This is a genomic window from Streptomyces sp. NPDC048338, from assembly GCF_043201055.1.
Lineage (GTDB): Bacteria > Actinomycetota > Actinomycetes > Streptomycetales > Streptomycetaceae > Streptomyces.
This window is the reverse complement of sequence record NZ_JBICYQ010000006.1, coordinates 153,056-175,261: the sequence shown is the minus strand read 5'-3', so window position 1 is coordinate 175,261 and position 22,206 is coordinate 153,056. Positions and strand designations below refer to the sequence as shown.

The window sequence follows — 22,206 nt, the reverse complement described above, 5'->3', positions numbered from 1 at the left end:
CCGGCTCAGTACAGGTGCAGGGCCAGATGACAGAGCGGGAGCCCCAGCTTCCAGGCCGGCAGCCACACCTGGTCCGCCTCGTCGATCGCGGCACCGGGCCCCCCGCCCGGGGGCGGGCCGCCCAGGTCCACGGCCCGTAACTGGGTCGCCTCCAGCTGCCGCCAGGTCTCCCGGGCCAGGGCGAGATCCGGACCGGTCTCACCCGCCCCGACCCGCTCGGCGAGCCGTTCGCGCACCCACTGGGGCCACGGGTGGTCGTACGCGGTCCGCGACAGCCACTCGTCGAGCCGGCCCACGGTCCGCGCCCCGGAGGAACCGCCGGCGCCCTCGCAGAGGTGGATGGTGAGCGCCAGGGTCTGCCGGCCGGCCCGGTACTCCAGCGAGCCGGGCTCGACGAGACAGCCCGCCCGCAGCAGGTCGTCGGCTATGAACTCGGCACACAGCCAGGCCATCGGGACGGCGAGGCCGCCTCCGCTGGTGCCGTTCGTGCTTTCGGGCAGCAACGTTCCCACCTTCTCCCGGACGCAGAGTGCGAGGATCCCGAGGACGAGCCTCCACCGAGGAAGACGCGTACGGGTCGCTCTTTACTCAACTCGCCTGTGTGGTTTCGGATACGTTCCCCCGCCGGATCGGTGCTGGTGGGAGGGAGGGGGTCCGGGAGTGCGTCCGAGGCGTGTGGGACCGAGGCCGGGACGGCTCCCGGCCCGGCGCTCGGCCGGGACTCAGCCGAGCAGGGCGTAGACCGCCGTGGCGTGTGCCGCCGTCTCGTCCGTCCCCTCGGCCGTCATGGTGATGTCGGCGAAGGCCATCCGCTTGCCGGCCTTGGTGAGGCGGGCCCGCACCAGGACGTCCGTGCCGAGCACCGGCCGCTGGAAACTGATCGACTGCTGCACCGTCGTCATCGGCACGAAGCCGCCGCGGGCCGCGGCCACCGCGATCACGGTGGCCGTGTCGGCGGCGGCCATCAGCGCCTGGCCGCTGAGCCCGCCGCCCTCGCGGGCCAGCCGGTCGGACCAGGGGAGTCTGAGGACGGCCCCCTGCTCGTCGAGGGCGATCACCGAGAGCCCCAGATCGAGCACCCAGGGGGCGAAGTTGTCGGCGAGTACCTTGTCCGCGGCGGCGAGAGTCAGCGTCACGCGGTCATTGTGGGGCCCCGGCCCGCGGGCGGGCAACGCTCCTGCGGCCCGGCCGGTAGCCGGGCAGCCGGTGCCCGAGCTGGCGCAGCGCGTAGTGCGAGCGGGACTTCACCGTGCCGGCGGGGATACCGAGGTCGGCGGCGGCCTCGTTGACGGTCAGGCCGTGGAAGTAGAGCCGGACCAGGACGGCGCGGTGTTCGGGGCTCAGGCACCGGACGGCCGCGCGTACGTCGAGCGCGGCGACCGCGGACTCGGTGGCGTCGGCCGGGTCGGGGGTGGCGGCGAGGACTCCGTCGCCGATCTCGGCGGGGCGGGCGAGCCGTGAGCGGCGGGCGTCGATGGCCAGCCGTCGGGCCACGGTGAAGAGCCAGGGGCGCATGGAGGTGTAGGGCCCGTCGAACGCCTCGGGGTGCAGCCAGGCGCGGACCAGGGTCTCCTGCACGAGGTCCTCGGCCCGCTGCTGGTCGCCGTAGGTCAGGCCGAGGAGGAAGCCGAGCAGTGCCGGGCCGTGTTCACGCTGCAGCTCCGCGAGGGCCCTCTCGTCCGTCGTCGCCGTTGTCATGCTCCACACCTCTCCTGCCGGCTCGTCGTCCCACGGGGCGTATACGAACGCATGCGGGCGGCGAGGGACAGGGAACGGACAACGGTGTGCGGCGAACGGTCGCACCGAGCGGCGAGTGGTGCGATGAACGGTCAGCGGCGCTCGCTGCATCCGATTCGGCACGGTTTGGCGTCCGAAGCGGCTTTGTCTCTTGACTGTGCAAAATATCCGCTGTGAATTCATACGGTCAGATGTTCATCGTATGAATGGCGGAGGCCGGCTGATGATCCAGCGCACGAGACGCGGGGCGGTGGCCGTCGCCGTCGTCCTGCTCACCGCGGCGGCCGGCTGTGCCGGTCCCGCCCGCACCCCCGCCGGCCCGCCCGCGCGGCAGACCCCCGAACGTCCCGGCGCGCCCTCCGCGGTCGGCGGCGGCGCCTCGGCCCGTACCGGGTTCACGCTCGTCGCCTCGGGCGACGTGCTGCCGCACAGCTCGGTCATCGACCAGGCGGCGGCGGACGCGGGCGGCCGGGGGCACGACTTCACGCCGATGCTGGCGGGCGTCGCGCCGGTCGTGTCCGGGGCCGACCTGGCGATCTGTCACATGGAGACCGTCTACGGCCCGAAGGGCGGCCCCTTCACCGGCTACCCCGCCTTCACGTCGCCGCCCCAGATCGCCGCCGCCCTCCGGGCCACGGGCTACGACTCCTGCTCCACCGCCTCCAACCACACCCTGGACGACGGTGCCGCCGGACTCGCCCGGACCCTCGACGCCCTCGACCGGGCCGGCGTGCGGCACGCCGGATCGGCCCGTACCGCGCAGGAGGCGGCCCGCCCCACCCTCCTGAAGGGCGGCGACGCGACCGTCGCCCAACTCGCGTACACCTACGACACCAACGGCTACCCGATGCCCGAGGGGCAGCCGTGGGCGGTCAACCTGATCGACGAGCGGCGGATCGTCGCCGACGCGCGGGCGGCCCGGAAGGCCGGGGCCGAGGTGGTCGTCGTCAGCATCCACTGGGGCACCGAGTGGCAGACCGCGCCCGACGAGCGGCAGCTGACGCTCGGCAGGTCCCTCACCGCCTCGCGCACCGGCGGCCGCCCGGACATCGACCTGATCCTGGGCACCCACGCCCACGTCCCGCAGGCGTACGAGAAGGTCAACGGGACCTGGATCGTCTACGGCATGGGCGACCAGGTCGCGGGCCGGATGGTGAACCACTCGGGCGAGTACGACCCCCGCGGCAACCAGGGCACCCTGGCCCGCTTCACCTTCACCCCGCCGACCGCGCCCGGGAGCCGCTGGGACGTCACCCGGGCGGAGTTCGTCCCGCAGTGGTTCGACACCGACAAGGGCCGGGTGGTCGACCTGAACGCCGCGATCAAGGGCGGCGCCGTCCGGTACACCGGCGTACGGGACACCATCCGCGAGGTCGTCCTCCGCCGCGGGGCGGCGAAGGACGGACTGGTGATGGCCGAGGAGTAGGCAGGGCCCGGGACGGCCCTCAGGCGGCGACGGTGACGTGCCGGCGGCCCGCCACCCCCCACGATCACCCGGGGACCGTCCGCGCAGCGTCCGAACCGGTGGGGCTGTCGACCGGTCACCCTTCGAGACCATCGGCTCATCGGGTGCTTTCGGACGGGCGGCCGGTGTGGATGGCCGCCCCTGCCCCTCCGCCATGCAAGCAGTTAGTCATGAAAAAGGATGAGAAGCCCAATGGGCGCCGGGCAGTGCTCCGCCTGGCCGCCGCCCTGGGGGCCACCGCCACGGTCGGCGTCCTCACCGCCGACCGCCTCGGAAAGACGGACGGCGGGGCTCCGGCTCCCGGCCGCAGCCCCGCCGGCGGCGGCGCTCCCGCTTCCGGTCCGGCCGCCGGCCCGCCGGCCGCCGCCCCGCAGAACTCCGGCGCGTACCGGCTCCAGCCGATGACGGCCTACGCGCCGCCGGCCTTCCGCCGGGCACTGCCACCGGTCCGGCAACGCCCCTTCCTGCAGGTGTCCGGCATCGGCCGCTCCCTGGTGCTGACCTTCGACGACGGCCCCGACCCCCGCTACACACCGGAGATCCTCGCCATCCTGCGCCGGCACGGCTGCCGGGCCATGTTCTTCGTCTGCGGGGAGATGGCCGTCGACAACCAGGACCTGCTGCGGGAGATGGCCGACGACGGGCACGTGGTGGGCAACCACTCGTGGTCCCACCCGCTCGTCCCCGGACTGCGGCCCTCCCGCATCCGCGACGAACTCGGCTCCACCAGCGACATCGTGGAGCGGACCATCGGCGCGGCCCCGGCCTGGTACCGCGCCCCCTACGGAGCCTGGAACAAGCACTCCTTCGAGATCGGCGCCGAACTGGGGATGGAGCCGCTGGCCTGGACCGTCGACACCCTCGACTGGAAGGAGCCCGGTACCGACGCCATCGTCCGCCGCGTGCGGGACGGTGCCGCGCCCGGCGCCGTGGTGCTCAACCACGACGCCGGCGGCAACCGCTCGCAGAGCGTGGCGGCGCTGCGCCGCTACCTTCCCGAACTCCTCGGCTCGGGCTACGGCATCACGGTGCCCGGACGCTGACGGCACGAAGGGGCCCCCGGCGCTCTCCGCGCCGGGGGCCCCGTGTTGCCGGGCTCAGCGTGACCCCACCATCCGTGCGTAGACGACGACGTTGCCCTCGTAGCCGCTCGCCCGCGAGTAGCCGCCGCCGCAGGTGATGACCCGCAGTTCGGGCACGCCCTGGTCGGCGTAGACCTGGACGCCGGGGAAGTTCTGCTTGGAGTACACCTCCACGCCGTAGATCTCGAAGACGGCCACCCGGCCGTCGTACCGCTCGACCTCGATGTGCTGGCCCTTGCCCAGTGAGCCGAGCCCGTAGAACACCGCCGGCCCGGCCGTGTTGTCGACGTGCCCGACGACCACGGCGGTGCCGCGCTGTCCGGGCGCGATGCCGTTCTGGTACCACCCGGCCAGGTTCGGGTCCTGCGGGGGCGGCGCCTCGATCCAGCCGTCCGCGTCGAGCCCCACGTCGATCACCGGTGCCGCGACGTCGATCGCCGGGATCTTCACCCGCGACGCCGGCGCGTACGGCAGCGGCTCCAGTCCGTCGGGAGTGGAAGGCGGGACCCCGATCGGCCGGGTGTCCGGACGGGCGGCCGCCGCCGGCTGGGGCGGGCCGAGCTCGACGTCGACTCCATTGCGCATCATCGCCAGGCCGGAGAGCATGACGAGAGCCAGGACACCCCACGGTTGGCGCCTCCTCGGCTCGAAGACGCTGAAGTCCTTGGGGCTCATGATTCTCCCTTCGTGGCGTCGTCAGAACGGTAAGTGCGGTGGGCCCGACCGGCGATCAGGGCGGACCGAACGGGTGGCGGCCGGACGCGAGGGGGCCTGCGGGCCGCCGGCGGACTCCCTCGTGGGCGAGGGGGCCGGGGCATCAGGGGGTGACGGCGCGATGACCCATCCGAGTAATCGTCAGATAAGCGGCCTGACGGGGTGTGACCTGCGCCTCCGTCAGTTTCGAGCCGCTTTCCTCGGCGTGTCGGCTCACCGGGGTGGACCAGTGCCGACATGCGTGGATCGCCCCGGCTTGTGAGGGTTCGTCATGGAAGGCGTACTCGTCGAATATCCCGGAGCACCGCTTTGGGGCGTCTTCCACTGGAGGTTCAACCATGCGTGCTGCACGCACTCTGGCGGTGGCCGCCACCGCTTTCGCGGCGGTCGGGCTCGCGGCCCCCCTCGCCGCCGCCACCCACGGGCCCACCAGCCTCACCGTCAGCCCCTACCAGGTCGACCGCGGCGGGGACGGCGCCAACAGCGTCACGGTCAGCCCCTTCGCCGTCCACCAGGGCTCGACCCTCACCATCACCGTCCGCGGCTGCGCCGGAGGCACGGTCACGTCCAACGCCTTCCCGACGACCACCCTCTCCGGCAACAACAACGGTGTCTCCACCGCCACCGCCCGGATCCACAACAACGCCACGCCCGGTCAGTACAACCTGGCCGTCCAGTGCAACGGCCGGACGCTCACGCAGTCGTTCCGCGTGCTCGCCGGCCAGGGCTCCCAGGGCGGACTCGGCGGCTCGCTCGCGCCGAGCTCCACGGAGATGGCCGTCGGCGGCTCGCTCGTCGCCGCGGCCGCGCTCGGCGGCGGTCTGTTCATCGTCCGCCGTCGCCGTATGAGCGGCACCAGCGCCTGACCGGTCGAACCTCCCGGTCGGCCGCACGCCCGTCGCCCCCGGATCCTGATCCCAGGATCCGGGGGCGACGGGCGTGCGGGCCGGGGGCGGGACCCGCCCCCGACCGTCAGTGGCGCCGGCCCCGGGCGGGCTGTGCCCGGCGCCGGACGACGATGACCAGGCCGGTGGCGGCGGCGAGGACCAGGCCCGAGCCGACCGCCAGGGTCGCGGTGTCGATCCCGTCCACGGAGCCGCCGAGGCCGCCCTGCACCCCGCGCGGGGGAGTGAGCACCGTCGAGCTGATCGTGGGCGTGGCCGTGGGCGTGCCCGTGATGGTCAGCGTGACGGATTCCTGGACGCCGCCGGTGCAGTTGAACGTGACCGTGTAGACGGCACCCCGCCTGGCGTCGGAGTCCACGAGCGCGGTGGCCGTGGCACCCGGCGGGATGGTCACCGTGTCGAAGATGCCCGCAGAGGCCGTCGCCGTACTGGCGCAGCCGGGAGCGCTCAGGGTCACCCGCCCGCCCGGTGCGACGACCGAGGGCGAGACGACGAAGTCGCCGGGCGCCTTGGCCCGGGCCGCCCGCGGGTTCGGTGCGGGGGCGCCGTCCGCCGCGGCGGCGACGGGAGCGGCCAGAGCGAGGGTGGCCGCCCCCAGCAGGGCGGCGGACGCGGCACGTATCGCGCGCATGGTGAATCCTCCGGGTCCCGAGGAGCAGGTGCGGAAGCGGTTTCCACGAATGGCCTGATATGCACCTCGATGCCCGAAACGCTAGGAGTGCACTATCACAACCGCGATCCCAGGCGCGCGAATGGGGCACCGGTGTCCCCCGGCCGGCCCATCGACACGCCGTGCCGCGGTGCCCGAACGGGCCCGTCAGTCCGTGAGATGGGGGAAGAGGTCGGTGAACGGGGTCGCCGTCGCCGAGATCCCTCGTCCGAACGGTGCGTCGAAGTCCCAGATGAGGAAGAGCAGGAACGCGATCATGGCGCTGAACAGCCCCGCGAGAAGCAGTTCGCGTCCGGTCCGCCGGATCTGGAGGGTGAAGATCAGCCCCACCGTGACGAGGGCGCCGATGATCAGGCCGAACCACACGACCCCCGGCATGGTGGCCCCCGCGCTCTGGCCCCGCGCGCCCCGGGCGTCGTCGACCACCGCGACCTGGTCCACCAGCGGCTGGTACGCCTGTCCCTCGTGGTCGTCGGCGGGCCGGTAGTCGGTCACGTCGCGGCGGATCCGGTCGAGGAGTTCGGTGCCCCTCTCGCTCAGCTCCTCGCGCTCCGACATGTGGCGCCATTCGTCCCCCACGACGTAGGAGACGTAGGCGTCGACGTCGGCGCGGATCCGGGTCCGGACATCGGCCGGGTAGACCTCGGCCCGCGCCGAGATCTCGTGCAGGGCCTGGGCCTCCTGGCGCACCGTCTCCTGGGCGGCGCTGCGGGCCTCCCAGACGCCGGCGATGGCAAGGCCGAGCACGATGGCGTACACCACGCCGATCATCATCGTCATGTACTCGATGACGTCGGGGGTCTCGCTGGGGTCGTCGTCGTCGGTGATCCTCCGGTGGTTGATGACGACGATGGTGAGCACGACGGCGCAGGCGGCGGCCATCGCGATGGACAGGACGAGCCATTCGGACATGGGGACTTCCTTCGGCGGGGCTCAGCGGGAGCGGGCGCGCAGGATCGCGGTCGCGAGCACCGCGGGGGCGGTGACGAGCAGCGTCATGGACACGAGGGAGGGGCCGCCCTCGGGCTCGGCCCGCGCGGTGCGGCGGTAGGCGGGCAGGGCGACGGGGGGCGGGGGAGCCGGGCGGGGGCTCAGGGACGGGGAGGGTGACGGGGGAGGCGGGGGAGGCGGCGCCGGAGCGGGCGGCTGGGCTCTCCTGACGGGCGGTGGCGGGGGAGGCGGTGTCCGGACCGGCACCGGCGGGGGTGCGGGGTGGGTGACGGGCGGCGGCGGTGGAGGCGGCTTCGGCGTGGGCCGGGGTGTGGGCGTCGCGGGCGGCGGCGGCGTCGGCGAGGGGGTGGGCGTCGGCGGAGGCGGCGTGGGTGTGGGGGAGCACGCGCCCGGTCCGGCCACCGCGACCGAGGTGTTCGAGTCGCCCGGGCCGGTGACGGCGTAGGCGCAGGCATCGGCGGCGGCGGGTACCGGAGCGGCCAGCAGCCACACCAGCGCGGTGGCCGCCAGGGGCCGGGCCAGAAGGGATCCGTACAGAGACACGCCGACGAGCATGATCACAGGACGGGCGCACCACGCCGGGAATCGCGGCGGATTCGCCGGATGGAGGGGTTCTCGGAGTGCACCGGTTTGACGTTCGGGCGAAAAACTTTCGAGATCCGTTGAGTACGCGAGCGGCGCGCTCCGTATCCATGACCAGGAACGGCAGCCCACGCCACCTCAACAAGCTATGAATCAACGGGAGTTGACATGAAGACCTGGAGGAACGCCGCACTCGCGGTGACGGCGGTGGCCGTACTCGCACTCACGACGGCGTGCGGCCAGGAGCAGGGCGACCAGACGCTGGGCGGCCAGCCCGCGGGCGCCGCGAAGCCGGCCGGGGCTCCCGCCGAGAACGGGTACGGGAACGACGGGTACGGGTCCGACGCCGGAGCGGCCGAGGCCGCGAAGTCCGCCGGGCAGCTGGAGGTCCAGAACGACCCGAAGCTCGGCAAGGTCGTCACCGACAGCGAGGGCTTCACGCTCTACCGCTTCGACAAGGACTCGGCCAACCCGCCGCGGGCCACCTGTGAGGGCGACTGCGCCAAGGCGTGGCCGGTCGTGAGCGCGGTCGGCGCCAAGGCGCCGGACGGTGTGGGAGCCGCCGAACTGGGTCAGGTGGTCCGCGCCGACGGGACGAAGCAGCTCACCATCGGCGGCTGGCCGATGTACCGGTACGCGAAGGACACCAAGGCCGGCGACACCAACGGGCAGGGCGTGGGCGGCACCTGGTTCGCCGCCGCCCCCGACGGCAAGAAGGCGGCACCGGCCGCCGAAGAGGCCGGTAGCGAGGATTCCGGTTCGGACCTCGCCGGGCTCTCGGTGCGAAAGGACCCCAAGCTCGGTGACATCGTGGTCGATTCGCGCGGAATGACGGTCTACCGCTTCAAGAAGGATTCCGCCTGGCCCATGAAGACCGCCTGTGTCGGCGCCTGCCTGGAGAAGTGGCCGGTTGTCGCCCCTGTCGACAAGAAGGACACCGAGGGCATCAGCACGAAGGGATTCGTCACCTTCAACCGTCCTGACGGCATCAAGCAGCAGACCATGGACTGCTGGCCGCTCTACACCTTCGCGGGCGACGAGGAGCCCGGAGACACCAATGGCCAGGGCGTGGGCGGCACCTGGTACGCCGTCTCGCCCCAGGGAAAGCTGGTCGGAGCGCCCAAGTAGGTCCCCCGCGCCGCGCTTCCGGCCGGTCGGCCCGCCGTCACCCCCTCGGTGACGGCGGGCCGGACGCACGTCCGCGTGCACGTGAATGTGCACGGCCACAAGGCGCGATCTCTTCGTTCTGATCGCACGTGCCATTGGCGTGTGACCAAGAACGGATCGCGAATTTCCGTTTCTACTCGCCCTCTTGGCGGGCGATCAGTAGCCTCGGCTCGAACACCGGCCGCGAACACATGGCCGCACCCCCCGTGGCGACTTGTTGGAGACTTTGATGGAGCGTCCCGCCTGGGCCCCGCCGGGTATCGATATCTCGGTCCCGAGCGTGTCCCGTATGTACGACTTCTATCTGGGCGGCTCGCACAATTTCGAGGTCGACCGGGACGCGGCCCGCAAGGCCATGGAGTTCATGCCGGGGCTGCCCAAGATCATGCAGGCGAACCGGGCCTTCATGCGACGCGCCGTGCGCCACGCCGTCGACAGCGGCGTCACCCAGTTCCTCGACATCGGCTCCGGCATACCCACCTTCGGCAACGTCCACGAGGTCGCCCAGGCGGCCTCCCCGGACGCCCGCGTCGTCTACGTCGACCACGACCCGGTCGCCGTCGCGCACAGCCGGGCCGTCCTGGAGGGCAACGCGGGCGCCGCCGTCGTCGCGGCCGACCTGCGCAAGCCGCGGGAGATCCTGCGCAGCCCCGAGGTCACGGGACTGCTCGACCTGGAGCGGCCGTTGGCGCTGCTCCTCGTCGCCGTCCTGCACTTCCTGGAGGACGAGGACGAGCCGCAGCGGGCCGTCACCGAGCTCCTCGACGCGCTCGCGCCCGGCAGCCTCGTGATCCTCACCCACGCCTCCTACGAGGGCATACCGCTCCCGGAGGACCAGGCCGGCGGCGCCGTCGGGGTCTACCGGAACATCCGCAACCCCCTCGTGATGCGCTCCCGCGAGGAGATAGCCCGCTTCTTCGACGGGTGCGAACTCGTCGAGCCGGGCCTGGTCTCCATGCCAGACTGGCGGCCCGACAGCCCGGCCGAGGAGGAGGATCCCTACGCCTTCTCCGGCTTCGCAGGGGTGGGGCGCAAGGCGTGAAGGTGCCGTCGCAGCCGTCCGGTTCCGGCGCGGAACCGGACGGGCTCGAGGACAGACTCAGGCGGTTCGTGACCATCTGGAGCCGGGCCATCTTCCCGGTCACCGCCACCTCGCTGACCCGCGCCGAGTTCGAGGGGCACCTGCTGCCCCTCGCCCGCGAGTTGCGCACCGCGCTGCACGACCGGTCCTTCGACACGGCGCCCGCCCACCGCGCCGGCGCCGCCCTCGTGGCCGCCCACTGCACGGACCCGGACGCCCTCAGCCGCACGCTCGGGGTCATCGACTCCTACCTCGTGCTGTACTGCGGCACGGAGCAGGACACCGCCGGCGAGGAGCTGCGAGCCCGCTGCTCGCGGCTCCAGCACGCCATGGCCGCCGGCTTCGCCCAGGCCCTGCGCGAGCGCACCCTCGTCGAGCAGGAGGCCATCGCCCGCTCCTCGCTCTCCGCCCGCAGCGCCGCCGAAGTCGCCCTGCACGCCACCGAGACCCGCTTCCGCGCCGTCTTCGAGGGCGCGGCCATCGGCATCGCGATCGCCGACCTCGAAGGCAACGTCCTGGAGGTCAACGAGACCCTCACCCGGATGTTCGGCGGCCTGGAGCACCACGTCCGCAGCAAGAACGTCGTCGAATGGGCCCATCCCGAGGACGCCCCGCACGTCTGGCGGCTCTACGACGAGCTCGTTCGCGGCGAACGCGAGCACTACCGCGTCGAGAAGCCCTACTACCGCGGCGACGGCACCGTCCTGTGGACCAACCTCACCGTCTCGCTGCTGCGGGACGCCGAGGGCTTTCCGCAGTACCAGCTGGCGCTGATGGAGGACACCACCGAGCGCCGGCTGCTCAACCTGCGGCTGCGCTACGAGGCCACCCACGACGCCCTCACCGGGCTGCCCAACCGGACCCTGTTCTTCGAGCGCCTGGAGAAGGCGCTCGCCCCGGCCGAGGGAGCCCGCTTCGGGCTCTGCTACCTCGACCTCGACGGCTTCAAGGCCATCAACGACAGCCTCGGCCACTCGGCCGGCGACCGGCTCCTCGTCGAGGTCGCCGACCGGCTGCAGAGCTGCGCCACCGCGCCCGGCGAGATGGTGGCCCGGCTCGGCGGAGACGAGTTCGTCGCCCTGACCACCGGGCCGCACACCGAACGGGAGGTCGTGGAACTGGCCAACCGCATCCTGGCGTCCCTGGCCGCCCCGATCGGGGTCGACGGCCGCGAACTGACCGTGCGCGGCAGCGTCGGCGTGGTCGAGGGGCCGGCGGGGGAGCGGACCGCCGCAGAGGTGCTGCGCAGCGCCGACATCACGATGTACCGGGCCAAGTCGGCGGGCGGCAACCGCTTCGAGTTCGCCGACGCGGAGGCGGACGCCCGGGCGATCACCCGGCACGGACTGACCACCGCGCTGCCCGCCGCCCTGGAACGCGGCGAGTTCTTCATCGAGTACCAGCCGCTGGTGCACCTCGGCGACGGCACCGTGCACGGCGCGGAGGCGCTCGTGCGGTGGTGCCATCCGCAGCACGGCGTGCTCGGACCGGACCGGTTCATCCCGCTCGCGGAGAACACCGGGCTGATCGTCCCGCTCGGCCGCTGGGTGCTGGAGGAGGCCGTACGCCAGGCCCGCTTCTGGCAGACGCGGCACTCCGACGGCGGCCCCCTGCGGATCAACGTCAACCTCTCGCCGACCCAGCTGCACCACCCCCGCCTGGTCGCCGACACCGTCGACGTGCTGGAGCGCTCCGGACTCGAACCGGGTGCCCTGTGCCTGGAGGTCACCGAGTCCGCGCTGATAGGGGCGGACGACGACCTGCTCAAGCCGCTGCGCCAGCTCGCCGAGATGGGGGTGGACATCGCGCTCGACGACTTCGGCACCGGCTACTCGAACCTCGCGAACCTGCGACGGCTGCCGGTGAGCGTCCTCAAGCTGGACCGCTCCTTCACCCGGGGCATGCAGCAGCACCCGGCCGACCCGGTGGACCTGAAGATCGTCGAGGGGATCGTCTCGCTGGCGCACAGCCTGAAACTCGCCGTCACCGTCGAGGGCGTCGAGACGGGCGCCCAGGCGCAGCAGCTGCGCGAACTGGGCTGCGACACGGCACAGGGCTGGTACTACGCCCGCCCGGGCGCCCCCGACCGGATCCACGCCCTGCTGCTCGCGGACGCGGTGTAGCCGGAACGGCCCGCCGGGGCGTCCCGGCTGCACATCCGCGGGGCGCAGGGGGCGCGGGGCCACGACCCTCGGCGCGCCGGTTCAGGCCCCGCGCCCCGGGCCGCGCCCGGAGCGCAGCAGCAGCCGCTGCAGCTCGCGGGCCGCCCGGGGCGGGGCCACGTCGCTGCGGTGCGCGAGCGCGATCGTCCGCCGGAGCCCGGGACGGGCCAGCGCCGTGACCCGCAGGTCACGTCCCGTCCGGGCCGCCACCATGGCCGGCACCACCGCCAGCCCCAGCCCCGCCCTGACGAAGCCCAGGACGGCGTCCATCTCCCCGCCCTCCACCGTGAACGACGGCTCGAAACCCTCCGCGCGGCACGCAGCGACGGTGAGCTCCCGCAGGTCGTAGCCGTGCCGGAACATCACCAGGGGATGCTCGCGCAGGTCCGCGATCCGGACCGGCCGACGCGGCGCGGGCGCGGCGGCCGACGAGACCACCACGAGATCCTCGGTCAGCAGCTCCACCGTCGTGAGCGCCGGCGACGGGGTCGGCAGCGGCAGGACCACCAGCGCCAGATCGAGGGCGCCGCGCGCGAGCTCCCGTACGAGGTCGTGCGAGCCGCCCTCCTCGATGAGCAGCCGGATCCCCGGATGCAGGTCGTGGAAGGCGCGCAGCACGTCCGGCAGCAGGCCCGTGCACAGGCTCGGGGTCGCTCCGAGCCGCACCCGCCCGCGCTTCAGCTGCACCAGCTCCTGCACCTCGTGCCGCGCGGTGTCCGTGTCCGCGAGGATCCGGCGGGCCAGCGGGAGCAGTGCCTCACCGGCGTCCGTGAGGGTGATGTTGCCCCGCGCGCGGCTGAACAGCTCCGCGCCCAACTCCTGCTCCAGGGCCCGGATCTGCTGCGACAGGGAGGGCTGGGAGACATGGACCCGCTCCGCGGCGCGGGTGAAGTGGCGGGCCTCGGCCACCGCGACGAAGTACAGGAGCTGCTGGAACTGCATAGGCTCAGCCTATCGAGATGAGCCGGACCATGTCTTGGACCTCTCGGGCACTCCGGCCCTAGCGTCGACGGCATGGCTCTGGCAACGAAGACGACGGCCCCGGCGGACCGGGGCACCGGCCGACCGCCGTCCCCGAAGCGATCACGCGGCTTCTGGGCGTCCACGATCGGCAAGAAGACGGTCATGGCCGTCAGCGGCCTCCTCATGCTCGGCTACCTGGTCGCCCACGTCATGGGCAACCTCAAGGTCTTCTTCGGCCCCGAGGAGTTCAACGCCTACGGCCACTGGCTGCGCACCATGGGCGCGCCCGTCCTGCACCACTCCTGGGCGCTCTGGCTCGTCCGGATCGTGCTCGTCGCCGCCGTCGTGGCCCACGCCGTCTCCGCCTTCCAGCTGAGCAGGCGCGACATCAAGGCCCGCCCCACCGCCTACGTCCACCGGCGGAGGCGCTCCACCTACGCGACCCGCACCATGCGCTGGGGCGGGGTGATCGTCGCCCTGTTCATCGTCTGGCACATCCTGGACCTGACCACCGGGACCGCGCACCCCGGCGGATTCCAGGAGGGCCACCCGTACCAGAACGTCGTGGACACCTTCTCCACCTGGTACGGCAACCTCGTCTACATCGTCGCCATGATCGCCGTCGGCCTGCACGTCCGGCACGGCTTCTGGAGCGCCGCCCAGACCCTCGGCGTCGGCGACGCCCGCCGCGAGCGCGTCCTCAAGATCCTCGCGAACGGGCTCGCGCTCGCCCTGACCGCGGGTTTCGTCTCCGTCCCCGTCGCCGTCATGACCGGAGTGGTGAGCTGACATGAGCTACCTCGACTACACGGTGGGGGAGCCCGCCGTCGACCACAAGGCACCCGCCGGGCCCATCGCCGAGCGCTGGGACACCCGCCGGTTCCAGGCCAAGCTGGTCAACCCCGCCAACCGGCGCAGGCACACCGTCATCGTCGTGGGCACCGGACTCGCCGGCGGCTCGGCCGGCGCCACCCTGGCCGAACAGGGCTACCACGTCGTCCAGTTCTGCTACCAGGACTCCCCGCGCCGGGCCCACTCCATCGCCGCGCAGGGCGGCATCAACGCCGCCAAGAACTACCGCAACGACGGCGACTCGGTGCACCGCCTGTTCTACGACACCGTCAAGGGCGGCGACTTCCGCGCCCGCGAGTCCAACGTCCACCGCCTCGCCCAGATCTCCGTCGAGATCATCGACCAGTGCGTCGCCCAGGGCGTGCCCTTCGCCCGCGAGTACGGCGGACTCCTCGACACCCGCTCCTTCGGCGGCGTCCAGGTCTCCCGCACCTTCTACGCCCGCGGCCAGACGGGGCAGCAGCTCCTCCTCGGCGCCTACCAGGCGCTGTCCCGCCAGATCGCCGCGGGCAACGTCGAACTCCACGCCCGCACCGAGATGCTCGACCTGATCGTCGTCGACGGGCGGGCCCGGGGCATCGTCGCCCGCGACCTGGTCACCGGCACGATCTCCACGCACTACGCCGACGCGGTGGTGCTCGCCTCCGGCGGCTACGGAAACGTCTTCTACCTGTCGACGAACGCCATGAACTCCAACGCCACCGCGGTGTGGCGGGCCCACCGGCGCGGCGCCCACTTCGCCAACCCCTGCTTCACCCAGATCCACCCCACCTGCATCCCGCGCACCGGGGACCACCAGTCCAAGCTCACGCTGATGAGCGAGTCCCTGCGCAACGACGGCCGCATCTGGGTCCCCAAGGAGCGGGGCGACCACCGGCCCGCGGGCGAGATCCCGGAAGAGGAGCGCGACTACTACCTGGAGCGCATCTACCCCTCCTTCGGCAACCTCGTCCCGCGCGACATCGCCTCCCGCGCCGCCAAGAACGTCTGCGACGAGGGCCGCGGCGTCGGCCCCGGCGGGCAGGGCGTCTACCTCGACTTCGCCGACGCCATCGCCCGGATGGGCCGCAAGGCCGTCGAGGAGAAGTACGGCAACCTCTTCGACATGTACGAGCGGATCACCGCCGAGAACCCGTACGAGACGCCCATGCGGATCTACCCCGCCGTGCACTACACGATGGGCGGGCTGTGGGTCGACTACGACCTCCAGACCACCGTCCCCGGGCTCTTCGCCGTCGGCGAGGCCAACTTCTCCGACCACGGCGCCAACCGGCTCGGCGCCTCCGCCCTGATGCAGGGCCTCGCCGACGGCTACTTCGTCCTGCCGTCCACGATCAACGACTACCTCGCGCGCCACCCCTCCAGCGAGCCGCTCGACGACGGGCACCCGCTGGTCCGCGAGGTCCTGGCCGAGACCGAGGACCGGCTCCACCTGCTCCTCGCCGTCGACGGCGACCGCACCCCCGACTCCTTCCACCGCGAACTGGGCGAGCTGATGTGGGAGTACTGCGGCATGGCGCGCACCGGAGCCGGCCTGCGCAAGGCCCTGGAGCGCATCCCGCAGATCCGCGCCGAGTTCTGGCGCCGGATCAAGGTCCCGGGCACGGGCGAGGAGTTCAACCAGTCCCTGGAGAAGGCCAACAGGATCGTCGACTACCTCGAACTCGCCGAGCTCATGTGCCTCGACGCCCTGCACCGCGCCGAGTCCTGCGGCGGCCACTTCCGCGAGGAGTCCCAGACCGCGGACGGCGAGGCCGCCCGCCGGGACGAGGACTTCTCGTACGCGGCGGCCTGGGAGTTCAACGGCGGCGACGCCCCCGTCCTGCACAAGGAAGACCTCGTCTTCGAGTACGTCCACCCCACCCAGCGGAGCTACGCATGAAGCTCACCCTGCGCGTCTGGCGCCAGAAGAACGCCGACGCCGACGGCGCCATGTCCACCTACGAGGTGGACGGCATCTCCGCCGACATGTCGTTCCTGGAGATGCTCGACACCCTCAACGAGGACCTCATCCTCCGCGGCGACGACCCCGTCGCCTTCGACCACGACTGCCGCGAGGGCATCTGCGGCGCGTGCAGCCTCGTCATCGACGGCGAGGCCCACGGCCCCGAGCGGACCACGACCTGCCAGCTGCACATGCGGTCCTTCCGGGACGGCGACACGATCGACGTCGAACCCTGGCGCGCCTCGGCCTTCCCCGTCGTCAAGGACCTCGTCGTCGACCGCTCGGCCTTCGACCGGATCATCCAGGCCGGCGGTTACGTCAGCGTGCCCACCGGCGCGGCCCCCGAGGCGCACGCGACGCCGGTGCCGAAGGCCGACGCGGACCTCGCCTTCGAGCACGCGGAGTGCATCGGCTGCGGCGCCTGCGTGGCCGCCTGCCCCAACGGCTCGGCGATGCTCTTCACCTCGGCCAAGGTCAACCACCTGAACGTGCTGCCCCAGGGCGCCCCGGAGCGCGAGACCCGGGTCCTCGACATGGTCGGCCAGATGGACGCGGAGGGCTTCGGCGGCTGCACGCTGACCGGCGAGTGTGCGACCGCGTGCCCGAAGGGGATCCCGCTGCCCTCGATCGCCGCGATGAACAAGGAGTGGCTCCGGGCCCGGCGCAAGGCCGCGCGCGGGTAGGGCCGACCGGGCGGGGCGCGGGGCGGGCGGGTGCGGCCGGGAGGCCCCGGCGGCACCCGCTCAGCCGCCGACCGCGCGCAGGGTGCCCGGTCGGCGGCCGACCAGCCGGTCCAGGGCGGCGGAGGTCGCCTCGTCGGCGGGCAGCTGCACCGTCATGCTCTGCCCGTCGGTCTCCGGCAGGTCGAGGACCTCGTACGACAGCCGCAGCTCGCCGACCTCCGGGTGCACCAGCCGCTCCCGGCCCGAACGCGCCCGCATCAGCCCGGTGGCGGCGAACCGCTCGGAGAACACGGCCCCGGCGGTGATCGTCAGTTCCCGCGCCAGCTCGGCGACGTACGGGTCCGACCGCGTGACGGGCAGGTACAGGGCGGCGACCTGCTGGTCGGCGATCCGGTCCCAGTCCGGGTACGCCGCACGCGCCCGCGGATCGGTGAAGACGTACCGGAGCAGGCTCGGCGGGTCGCCGTCGAGCATCCCCAGCGGGCCGGCGAGCAGCGCGTACCCCTCGCTGTACGCGGCGACCTCGCCGATCGCGTTGGTCACCACGGCCGGGGTCGGCCCGAGCCGGTCGAGCAGGGCCCGCACGGTCGGCCGCACCGTCCGGGCCGGCGTCGGCGCCGCCGCGCACATGTGCTGGTGGTCCTGCGACTTCAGCAGCCGGCGCAGGTGCAACCGGGCGTCCAGCGGCAGCTGCAGCGCGTCGCTGAGGGCGCCCAGCACCTGCGACGAGGGGTTGCGGTCCCGGCCCTGCTCCAGCCTCGCCAGGTACTCGACGCTGATCCCGGCGAGCATCGCCAGCTCCGTCCGTCGCAGCCCCGGCGTCCGGCGCCGCGGCCCCGCCGGCAGCCCCGCGTCCGCGGGCGTCAGCGCCTCGCGGCGGGCGCGCAGGAAGGCACCGAGTTCGTTGTCGCTCATCCACCGATCGTAGGAGGACCCGGCGCCCCGAGGGTGGCCCTGTCACTACCAGCCTCCGCCGGGCCTTCCTCACGCCGTCCCGAGGCCGCAGCGTGGAGCCATGACCACCGAATCGCAGAACACCACCACCACGCTTCCGCTCACCCCCGGCCGCTGGGCCGTCGACCCGCTGCACTCCAGCGTCGGATTCGCGATCCGCCACCTCGGGATCTCCAAGGTGCGCGGGCGCTTCAACGACCTCCAGGCCGAGCTGGTCGTCGGCACCGCCCTCGACGACTCCTCGATCACCGCGACCGTCGCGCTCGCCTCGCTCGACACCGGCAACGCGGACCGGGACGCGCACGTGCGCAGTGCGGACCTGCTCGACGTCGACAAGCGGCCCACGATGACCTTCCGCTCGACCCGCATCGACGGCGCGGGCGAGGACTGGACCATGGCGGGAGACCTCACCATCGGCGACGTCACCCGTCCGGTCACCTTCGACGTCGAGTTCGGCGGTCTCGTGGACGTGCCGGCGGACGGCAGCCGGCACGCGGGCTTCGACGCCACCGGCGAGTTCCGGCGCAGCGACTTCGGCCTCGACTTCGCTCCCGGCTTCCTCGGGGACGTGATCAAGGTGAACCTGGAGGTCCAGTTCGTCGAGCCGGCCTCGTCCTGACCGGTCGGCCGCCGAGCCGGGCCGCGAGATAGGGCGCGGTCCGGCTCGCCGCCGCCCGGGCCACCTCGGCCGGCGGCCCGGCCGCCACGATCCGCCCGCCCTCGTCGCCGCCGCCCGGCCCGAGGTCGATCACCCAGTCCGCGGTGGCCACCACATCCATGTCGTGCTCCACGACGACCACCGAGTGACCCGCGTCGACCAGGTCGTGGAGCCGTCCCATCAGGACCTCGACATCGGCCGGATGCAGGCCGGTCGTCGGCTCGTCCAGCACGTAGAGGGTGTGGCCGCGGCGCAGGCGCTGGAGCTCGGAGGCGAGCTTGATGCGCTGCGCCTCGCCGCCCGACAGCTCCGTGGCCGGCTGGCCGAGCCGCAGATAGCCGAGGCCGACGTCGAGCAGCGTGCCCAGGCTGCGCACCGCCGCCGGGGTGTCCGCGAAGAACGCGGCGGCCGCCTCCACGGTCAGGTCCAGCACCTCCGCGATGGTCAGCCCGCGCAGCCGGACCCGCAGCGTCTCGGGGTTGTAGCGGGCACCGCGGCAGTCCGGGCACGGGGCGTACGTGCTGGGCAGGAAGAGCAGCTCCACCGAGACGAAGCCCTCGCCCTGGCACGTCTCGCACCGCCCGCCCGGGACGTTGAAGGAGAAGCGCCCCACCTTGTAGCCGCGCTCGCGGGCCTCGTCGGTGGCGGCGAACAGCCGGCGGACCACGTCGAACAGCCCCGTGTACGTGGCCAGATTGGACCGGGGCGTCCGGCCGATCGGCCTCTGGTCGACCGTCACCAGCCTTTCCACTCCCGGAAGTTCCTCGCTCAGCGCGCCCACCAGCGTCGACTTCCCCGAGCCCGAGACGCCGGTCACGGCCGTCAGCACCCCGAGCGGGAACTCCGCTTCCAGACCCCGGAGGTTGTGCCGCGTGACCGGACCCGTGCGCAGCCGGCCGGCGGGGGTCCGCACCTCGCGCCCGGGCACGGGGAGCGGACCGAAGAGGAAGCGCCGCGTCGCGGACTCCCCGACGGCCGCCAGCCCCTGCGGCGGCCCGCTGTGCAGCACCCGGCCCCCGTGCACGCCCGCCCGCGGGCCGACGTCGACGAGCCAGTCGGCGTGCCGGATGACGTCGAGGTGGTGCTCCACCACGAACACCGAGTTGCCCGCCGCCTTGAGCCGGTCCAGGACCACCAGGAGGGCCTCGGTGTCGGCCGGATGCAGGCCCGCGGACGGCTCGTCGAGCACGTACACCACGCCGAAGAGCCCCGAGCGCAACTGCGTGGCCAGCCGCAGCCGTTGCAGCTCGCCGTTGGACAGGGACGGGGTCGTGCGGTCCAGGCTGAGGTAGCCGAGGCCCAGCTCGGTGACCGTGGCGATGCGCGCGACCAGGTCCGCGGTGAGCACCCGGGCCGTCTCACCCGCACCACCGGCCGTGCCGTCGCCGTCGCCGTGGACCGCGGCCTGGAGCGCCTGCGCGAGCGCGGTCAGCGGCAGCGCCGCCAGATCGGCGATCGTCCGGCCCGCGAAGGTCACCGCGAGCGCCTCGGGACGCAGCCGGCTGCCCCCGCACACCGGACAGGGCGAGGCGGTCAGGAACCGCTCCGCCTTCGCCCGGAGCGTGGCGCTCCTGGAGTCGGAGAACGTGTGCATCACGTAGCGGCGGGCGCTCGTGTACGTGCCCTGGTACGGGCGCTGGATCCGCCCCGCCTCGCGGACCGGATGGACGGTGACCACCGGCTGCTCGTCCGTGAACAGGATCCACTCGCGGTCCCGCGCGTCGAGCTCGCGCCAGGGCCGGTCGATGTCGTGGCCGAGCGCGTCCAGCACGTCGCGCAGGTTCTTGCCCTGCCACGCACCCGGCCACGCGGCGATCGCGCCCTCCCGGATCGACAGCCCCGGGTCGGGAACGAGGAGCTCCTCACTGGTGCCGTGCACGCGGCCGAGACCGTGGCACTCGGGGCAGGCCCCGACCGCCGTGTTCGGCGAGAACGCGTCCGAGTCGAGCCGCTCGGCTCCCTCCGGGTAGCGGCCCGCGCGCGAGAACAGCATCCGCAGGGAGTTGGAGAGGGTGGTGACCGTCCCCACCGACGACCGGGCGTTCGGCGACGACCGGCGCTGTTCCAGGGAGACGGCGGGCGGCAGCCCGGTGATCTCCCCCACCTTCGGCGCGCCGACCTGGTGGATCAGCCGCCGGGCGTACGGGGCCACCGACTCGAAGTACCGGCGCTGCGCCTCCGCGTAGATCGTGCCGAAGGCGAGCGAGGACTTGCCCGAGCCGGACACCCCGGTGAAGACGGCGATCGCGTCGCGCGGGATGTCGACGTCGACGCCGAGGAGGTTGTTCTCGCGGGCGCCGCGGACACGGACGAAGGAGTCGGGGGAGTGCGCGGACATCCCCCGATTCTAGGTCGACGTCCCGTCGTTCGCGCTGGTCAGGCCCGCGACGCGGGCGAGTCGGCGGTACGAGTCGAGCAGCGCCGCCCGGTCGTGGGTGCTCGTCGTCACCAGCACCTCCTGGGCGCCGCTCTCCTTCACCACCCGCTCCAGCTCGGCGCCGACCTGCGCCTCCGTGCCGTACACGTGCCCCGTCAGCCCCGCCTCGAACAGGCCGCGCTGCTTCTCCGTCATCGCCGACTCCGCGATCCGCTCGACGGGCGACAGCGGCGGGAAGTCGCCCCGAGTCCGGGACCAGGCCGCGGACCAGGCCTCGGGGACCAGCAGGCGGCGGGCCTCCTCCTCGGTCCCGGCGACCGCGACCGTGCCCGACACGACGACGTACGGCTCCTCCGCCCAGGCCGAGGGCCGAAAAGCGGCGCGGTAGGCGTCGACGGCGGCCAGCATCCGCTCGCGCCCGCGCAGATCACCGATCACGAGCGGCAGACCCGCCTCCGCGGCCGTCGTGGCGCCCTCGCCCGTCGCCAGCACGTACGGCGGCACCCGCAGGCCCTCCGCCGGCCGGGCGTGGACCCCGGGGTGGGCCGTCTGCGTGCCGGTGAACCAGCCGAGCAGTTCGGTCAGCTGCTCGGCGAACCGCCCGGCGTCGTCCTTGTCCCGGCCCAGCGCCCGCCGGACACCGTCCGTGAAGCCGACCGAGCGGCCGAGCCCCATGTCGATCCGCCCCGGGAACAACGCCTCCAGGACACCGAACGCCTCCGCGACGAGCAGCGGCCGGTGGTTGGGGAGCATCACCCCGCCGGTGCCGACGCGGATGGCCGACGTCGCCGCCGCCACGGCCGCGGCCAGCACGGTCGGCGCGGATCCCGCCACCCCCGGCACACCGTGGTGCTCCGAGACCCAGAACCGGTGGTACCCCAGCGCCTCCACCTCCTGCGCGAGGCGCACGGTCGCGCGCAACGCCTCGGAGCCGTCCTCGCCCTCGCGGGTGCGGGAGCGGTCGAGGACGGAGAACCGGATGCCGTCGAGAGAAGGGGTCACACAGGGTTCAACGCATCGGCGCGAGGACGATTCCCGGTACCGGGAGGCACCGCCGTGCTGACCCGGCCTGGATCCGAAGCCCCAGGACACCGCTCACTGACCCGGCCTGATCGACAAGACACCCCCCGAGGGGGTGTCTTGCCGATCTTGCCGGGCTCCCGGTGTCCCGCGACTCCGTCTCCGGCGTTGTCGTCGGTCGGCATGGCTCCGCCATGCCTCTCTCCTCCGCCTTGGATCCGAAGCCCCAGGACACCGC

General features: G+C 73.0%; 21 protein-coding genes. 10 read left to right on the top strand and 11 right to left on the bottom strand.

Annotated features, from left to right (window positions below; genetic code table 11):
* Positions 1-5: 5 nt before the first annotated feature.
* The 3 genes from ACGFZF_RS16255 to ACGFZF_RS16245 all read right to left on the bottom strand — a co-directional run bounded on the left by ACGFZF_RS16255 (position 6) and on the right by ACGFZF_RS16245 (position 1,698).
* Complete coding sequence (locus tag ACGFZF_RS16255; protein ID WP_393554514.1) at positions 6-503, bottom strand: hypothetical protein; 498 nt, start codon at positions 501-503, stop codon at positions 6-8.
* A 219-nt stretch (positions 504-722) separates the two neighbouring features.
* Complete coding sequence (locus ACGFZF_RS16250; protein WP_356779572.1) at positions 723-1,136, bottom strand: PaaI family thioesterase; 414 nt, start codon at positions 1,134-1,136, stop codon at positions 723-725.
* A 4-nt stretch (positions 1,137-1,140) separates the two neighbouring features.
* The gene (locus ACGFZF_RS16245; RefSeq protein ID WP_356606428.1) at positions 1,141-1,698 is read right to left on the bottom strand and encodes a sigma-70 family RNA polymerase sigma factor; all 558 of its coding nucleotides are present in this window, start codon (positions 1,696-1,698) and stop codon (positions 1,141-1,143) included.
* A gap of 262 nt (positions 1,699-1,960) precedes the next feature.
* Between ACGFZF_RS16245 and ACGFZF_RS16240 the strand changes: the two genes are divergently transcribed.
* Positions 1,961-3,163, top strand: a complete 1,203-nt coding sequence (locus ACGFZF_RS16240) for a CapA family protein (protein ID WP_393554511.1) — start codon at positions 1,961-1,963, stop codon at positions 3,161-3,163.
* A 209-nt stretch (positions 3,164-3,372) separates the two neighbouring features.
* Positions 3,373-4,245, top strand: coding sequence for a polysaccharide deacetylase family protein (locus tag ACGFZF_RS16235; protein ID WP_393554510.1), 873 nt, complete (start codon positions 3,373-3,375; stop codon positions 4,243-4,245).
* A gap of 54 nt (positions 4,246-4,299) precedes the next feature.
* Here ACGFZF_RS16235 and ACGFZF_RS16230 read toward each other — a convergent pair whose 3' ends face one another.
* Positions 4,300-4,959: a class F sortase gene (locus ACGFZF_RS16230; protein ID WP_393554508.1), complete on the bottom strand. Its 660-nt coding sequence runs from the start codon at positions 4,957-4,959 to the stop codon at positions 4,300-4,302.
* 377 nt (positions 4,960-5,336) lie between these two features.
* Between ACGFZF_RS16230 and ACGFZF_RS16225 the strand changes: the two genes are divergently transcribed.
* Complete coding sequence (locus tag ACGFZF_RS16225) at positions 5,337-5,864, top strand: hypothetical protein (protein WP_356606436.1); 528 nt, start codon at positions 5,337-5,339, stop codon at positions 5,862-5,864.
* 106 nt (positions 5,865-5,970) lie between these two features.
* Here the strand turns inward: ACGFZF_RS16225 and ACGFZF_RS16220 are convergent, their stop codons facing one another.
* The 3 genes from ACGFZF_RS16220 to ACGFZF_RS16210 form a co-directional block, all read right to left on the bottom strand.
* Entirely contained in the window at positions 5,971-6,534 is a 564-nt protein-coding gene (locus ACGFZF_RS16220) for a hypothetical protein (RefSeq protein WP_393554506.1), read from the bottom strand.
* Positions 6,535-6,720: 186 nt separating this feature from the next.
* Positions 6,721-7,485, bottom strand: coding sequence for a DUF4239 domain-containing protein (locus ACGFZF_RS16215; RefSeq protein WP_393554504.1), 765 nt, complete (start codon positions 7,483-7,485; stop codon positions 6,721-6,723).
* 21 nt (positions 7,486-7,506) lie between these two features.
* Positions 7,507-8,067: a hypothetical protein gene (locus tag ACGFZF_RS16210; protein WP_393554502.1), complete on the bottom strand. Its 561-nt coding sequence runs from the start codon at positions 8,065-8,067 to the stop codon at positions 7,507-7,509.
* Between the two features lie 207 nt (positions 8,068-8,274).
* Here ACGFZF_RS16210 and ACGFZF_RS16205 point away from each other — a divergent pair, with 207 nt between their 5' ends.
* The 3 genes from ACGFZF_RS16205 to ACGFZF_RS16195 all read left to right on the top strand — a co-directional run bounded on the left by ACGFZF_RS16205 (position 8,275) and on the right by ACGFZF_RS16195 (position 12,477).
* The gene (locus tag ACGFZF_RS16205; RefSeq protein ID WP_393554500.1) at positions 8,275-9,234 is read left to right on the top strand and encodes an SCO0930 family lipoprotein; all 960 of its coding nucleotides are present in this window, start codon (positions 8,275-8,277) and stop codon (positions 9,232-9,234) included.
* Between the two features lie 268 nt (positions 9,235-9,502).
* Positions 9,503-10,315 carry an SAM-dependent methyltransferase gene (locus ACGFZF_RS16200; RefSeq protein WP_393554498.1) on the top strand — a complete coding sequence of 271 codons (813 nt, stop codon included), beginning with the start codon at positions 9,503-9,505 and terminating at the stop codon, positions 10,313-10,315.
* A complete protein-coding gene (locus tag ACGFZF_RS16195) occupies positions 10,312-12,477 on the top strand; it encodes a putative bifunctional diguanylate cyclase/phosphodiesterase (protein WP_393554496.1) in 2,166 nt (721 codons plus the stop codon). Before ACGFZF_RS16200 ends, ACGFZF_RS16195 begins: the two co-directional genes overlap by 4 nt.
* Positions 12,478-12,558: 81 nt before the next feature.
* Here the strand turns inward: ACGFZF_RS16195 and ACGFZF_RS16190 are convergent, their stop codons facing one another.
* Entirely contained in the window at positions 12,559-13,458 is a 900-nt protein-coding gene (locus ACGFZF_RS16190; RefSeq protein WP_393554495.1) for a LysR family transcriptional regulator, read from the bottom strand.
* A 72-nt stretch (positions 13,459-13,530) separates the two neighbouring features.
* Here ACGFZF_RS16190 and ACGFZF_RS16185 point away from each other — a divergent pair, with 72 nt between their 5' ends.
* Genes ACGFZF_RS16185 through ACGFZF_RS16175 form a run of 3 tightly spaced genes read left to right on the top strand, consistent with a single transcriptional unit; the run spans position 13,531 to position 16,959 of the window.
* Complete coding sequence (locus tag ACGFZF_RS16185; protein ID WP_393554493.1) at positions 13,531-14,268, top strand: succinate dehydrogenase; 738 nt, start codon at positions 13,531-13,533, stop codon at positions 14,266-14,268.
* 1 nt (position 14,269) lies between these two features.
* A complete protein-coding gene (locus ACGFZF_RS16180; protein WP_393554491.1) occupies positions 14,270-16,213 on the top strand; it encodes a fumarate reductase/succinate dehydrogenase flavoprotein subunit in 1,944 nt (647 codons plus the stop codon).
* On the top strand, positions 16,210-16,959 hold the full coding sequence (locus tag ACGFZF_RS16175; protein ID WP_393554489.1) for a succinate dehydrogenase/fumarate reductase iron-sulfur subunit: 750 nt from the start codon (positions 16,210-16,212) through the stop codon (positions 16,957-16,959). The genes ACGFZF_RS16180 and ACGFZF_RS16175 overlap by 4 nt, the downstream gene beginning before the upstream one ends.
* 60 nt (positions 16,960-17,019) lie before the next feature.
* On the opposite strand, the gene ACGFZF_RS16170 is transcribed toward ACGFZF_RS16175, so the two are convergent.
* Positions 17,020-17,874: a helix-turn-helix domain-containing protein gene (locus tag ACGFZF_RS16170; RefSeq protein ID WP_393554487.1), complete on the bottom strand. Its 855-nt coding sequence runs from the start codon at positions 17,872-17,874 to the stop codon at positions 17,020-17,022.
* Positions 17,875-17,974: 100 nt separating this feature from the next.
* Here ACGFZF_RS16170 and ACGFZF_RS16165 point away from each other — a divergent pair, with 100 nt between their 5' ends.
* The gene (locus ACGFZF_RS16165) at positions 17,975-18,532 is read left to right on the top strand and encodes a YceI family protein (RefSeq protein WP_393554485.1); all 558 of its coding nucleotides are present in this window, start codon (positions 17,975-17,977) and stop codon (positions 18,530-18,532) included.
* On the opposite strand, the gene ACGFZF_RS16160 is transcribed toward ACGFZF_RS16165, so the two are convergent.
* Positions 18,486-20,909, bottom strand: a complete 2,424-nt coding sequence (locus tag ACGFZF_RS16160; protein ID WP_393554483.1) for an ATP-binding cassette domain-containing protein — start codon at positions 20,907-20,909, stop codon at positions 18,486-18,488. The two genes, ACGFZF_RS16165 and ACGFZF_RS16160, sit on opposite strands and share 47 nt — an antisense overlap.
* 9 nt (positions 20,910-20,918) lie before the next feature.
* Entirely contained in the window at positions 20,919-21,950 is a 1,032-nt protein-coding gene (locus ACGFZF_RS16155; RefSeq protein ID WP_393554481.1) for an LLM class flavin-dependent oxidoreductase, read from the bottom strand.
* Positions 21,951-22,206 lie beyond the last annotated feature (256 nt).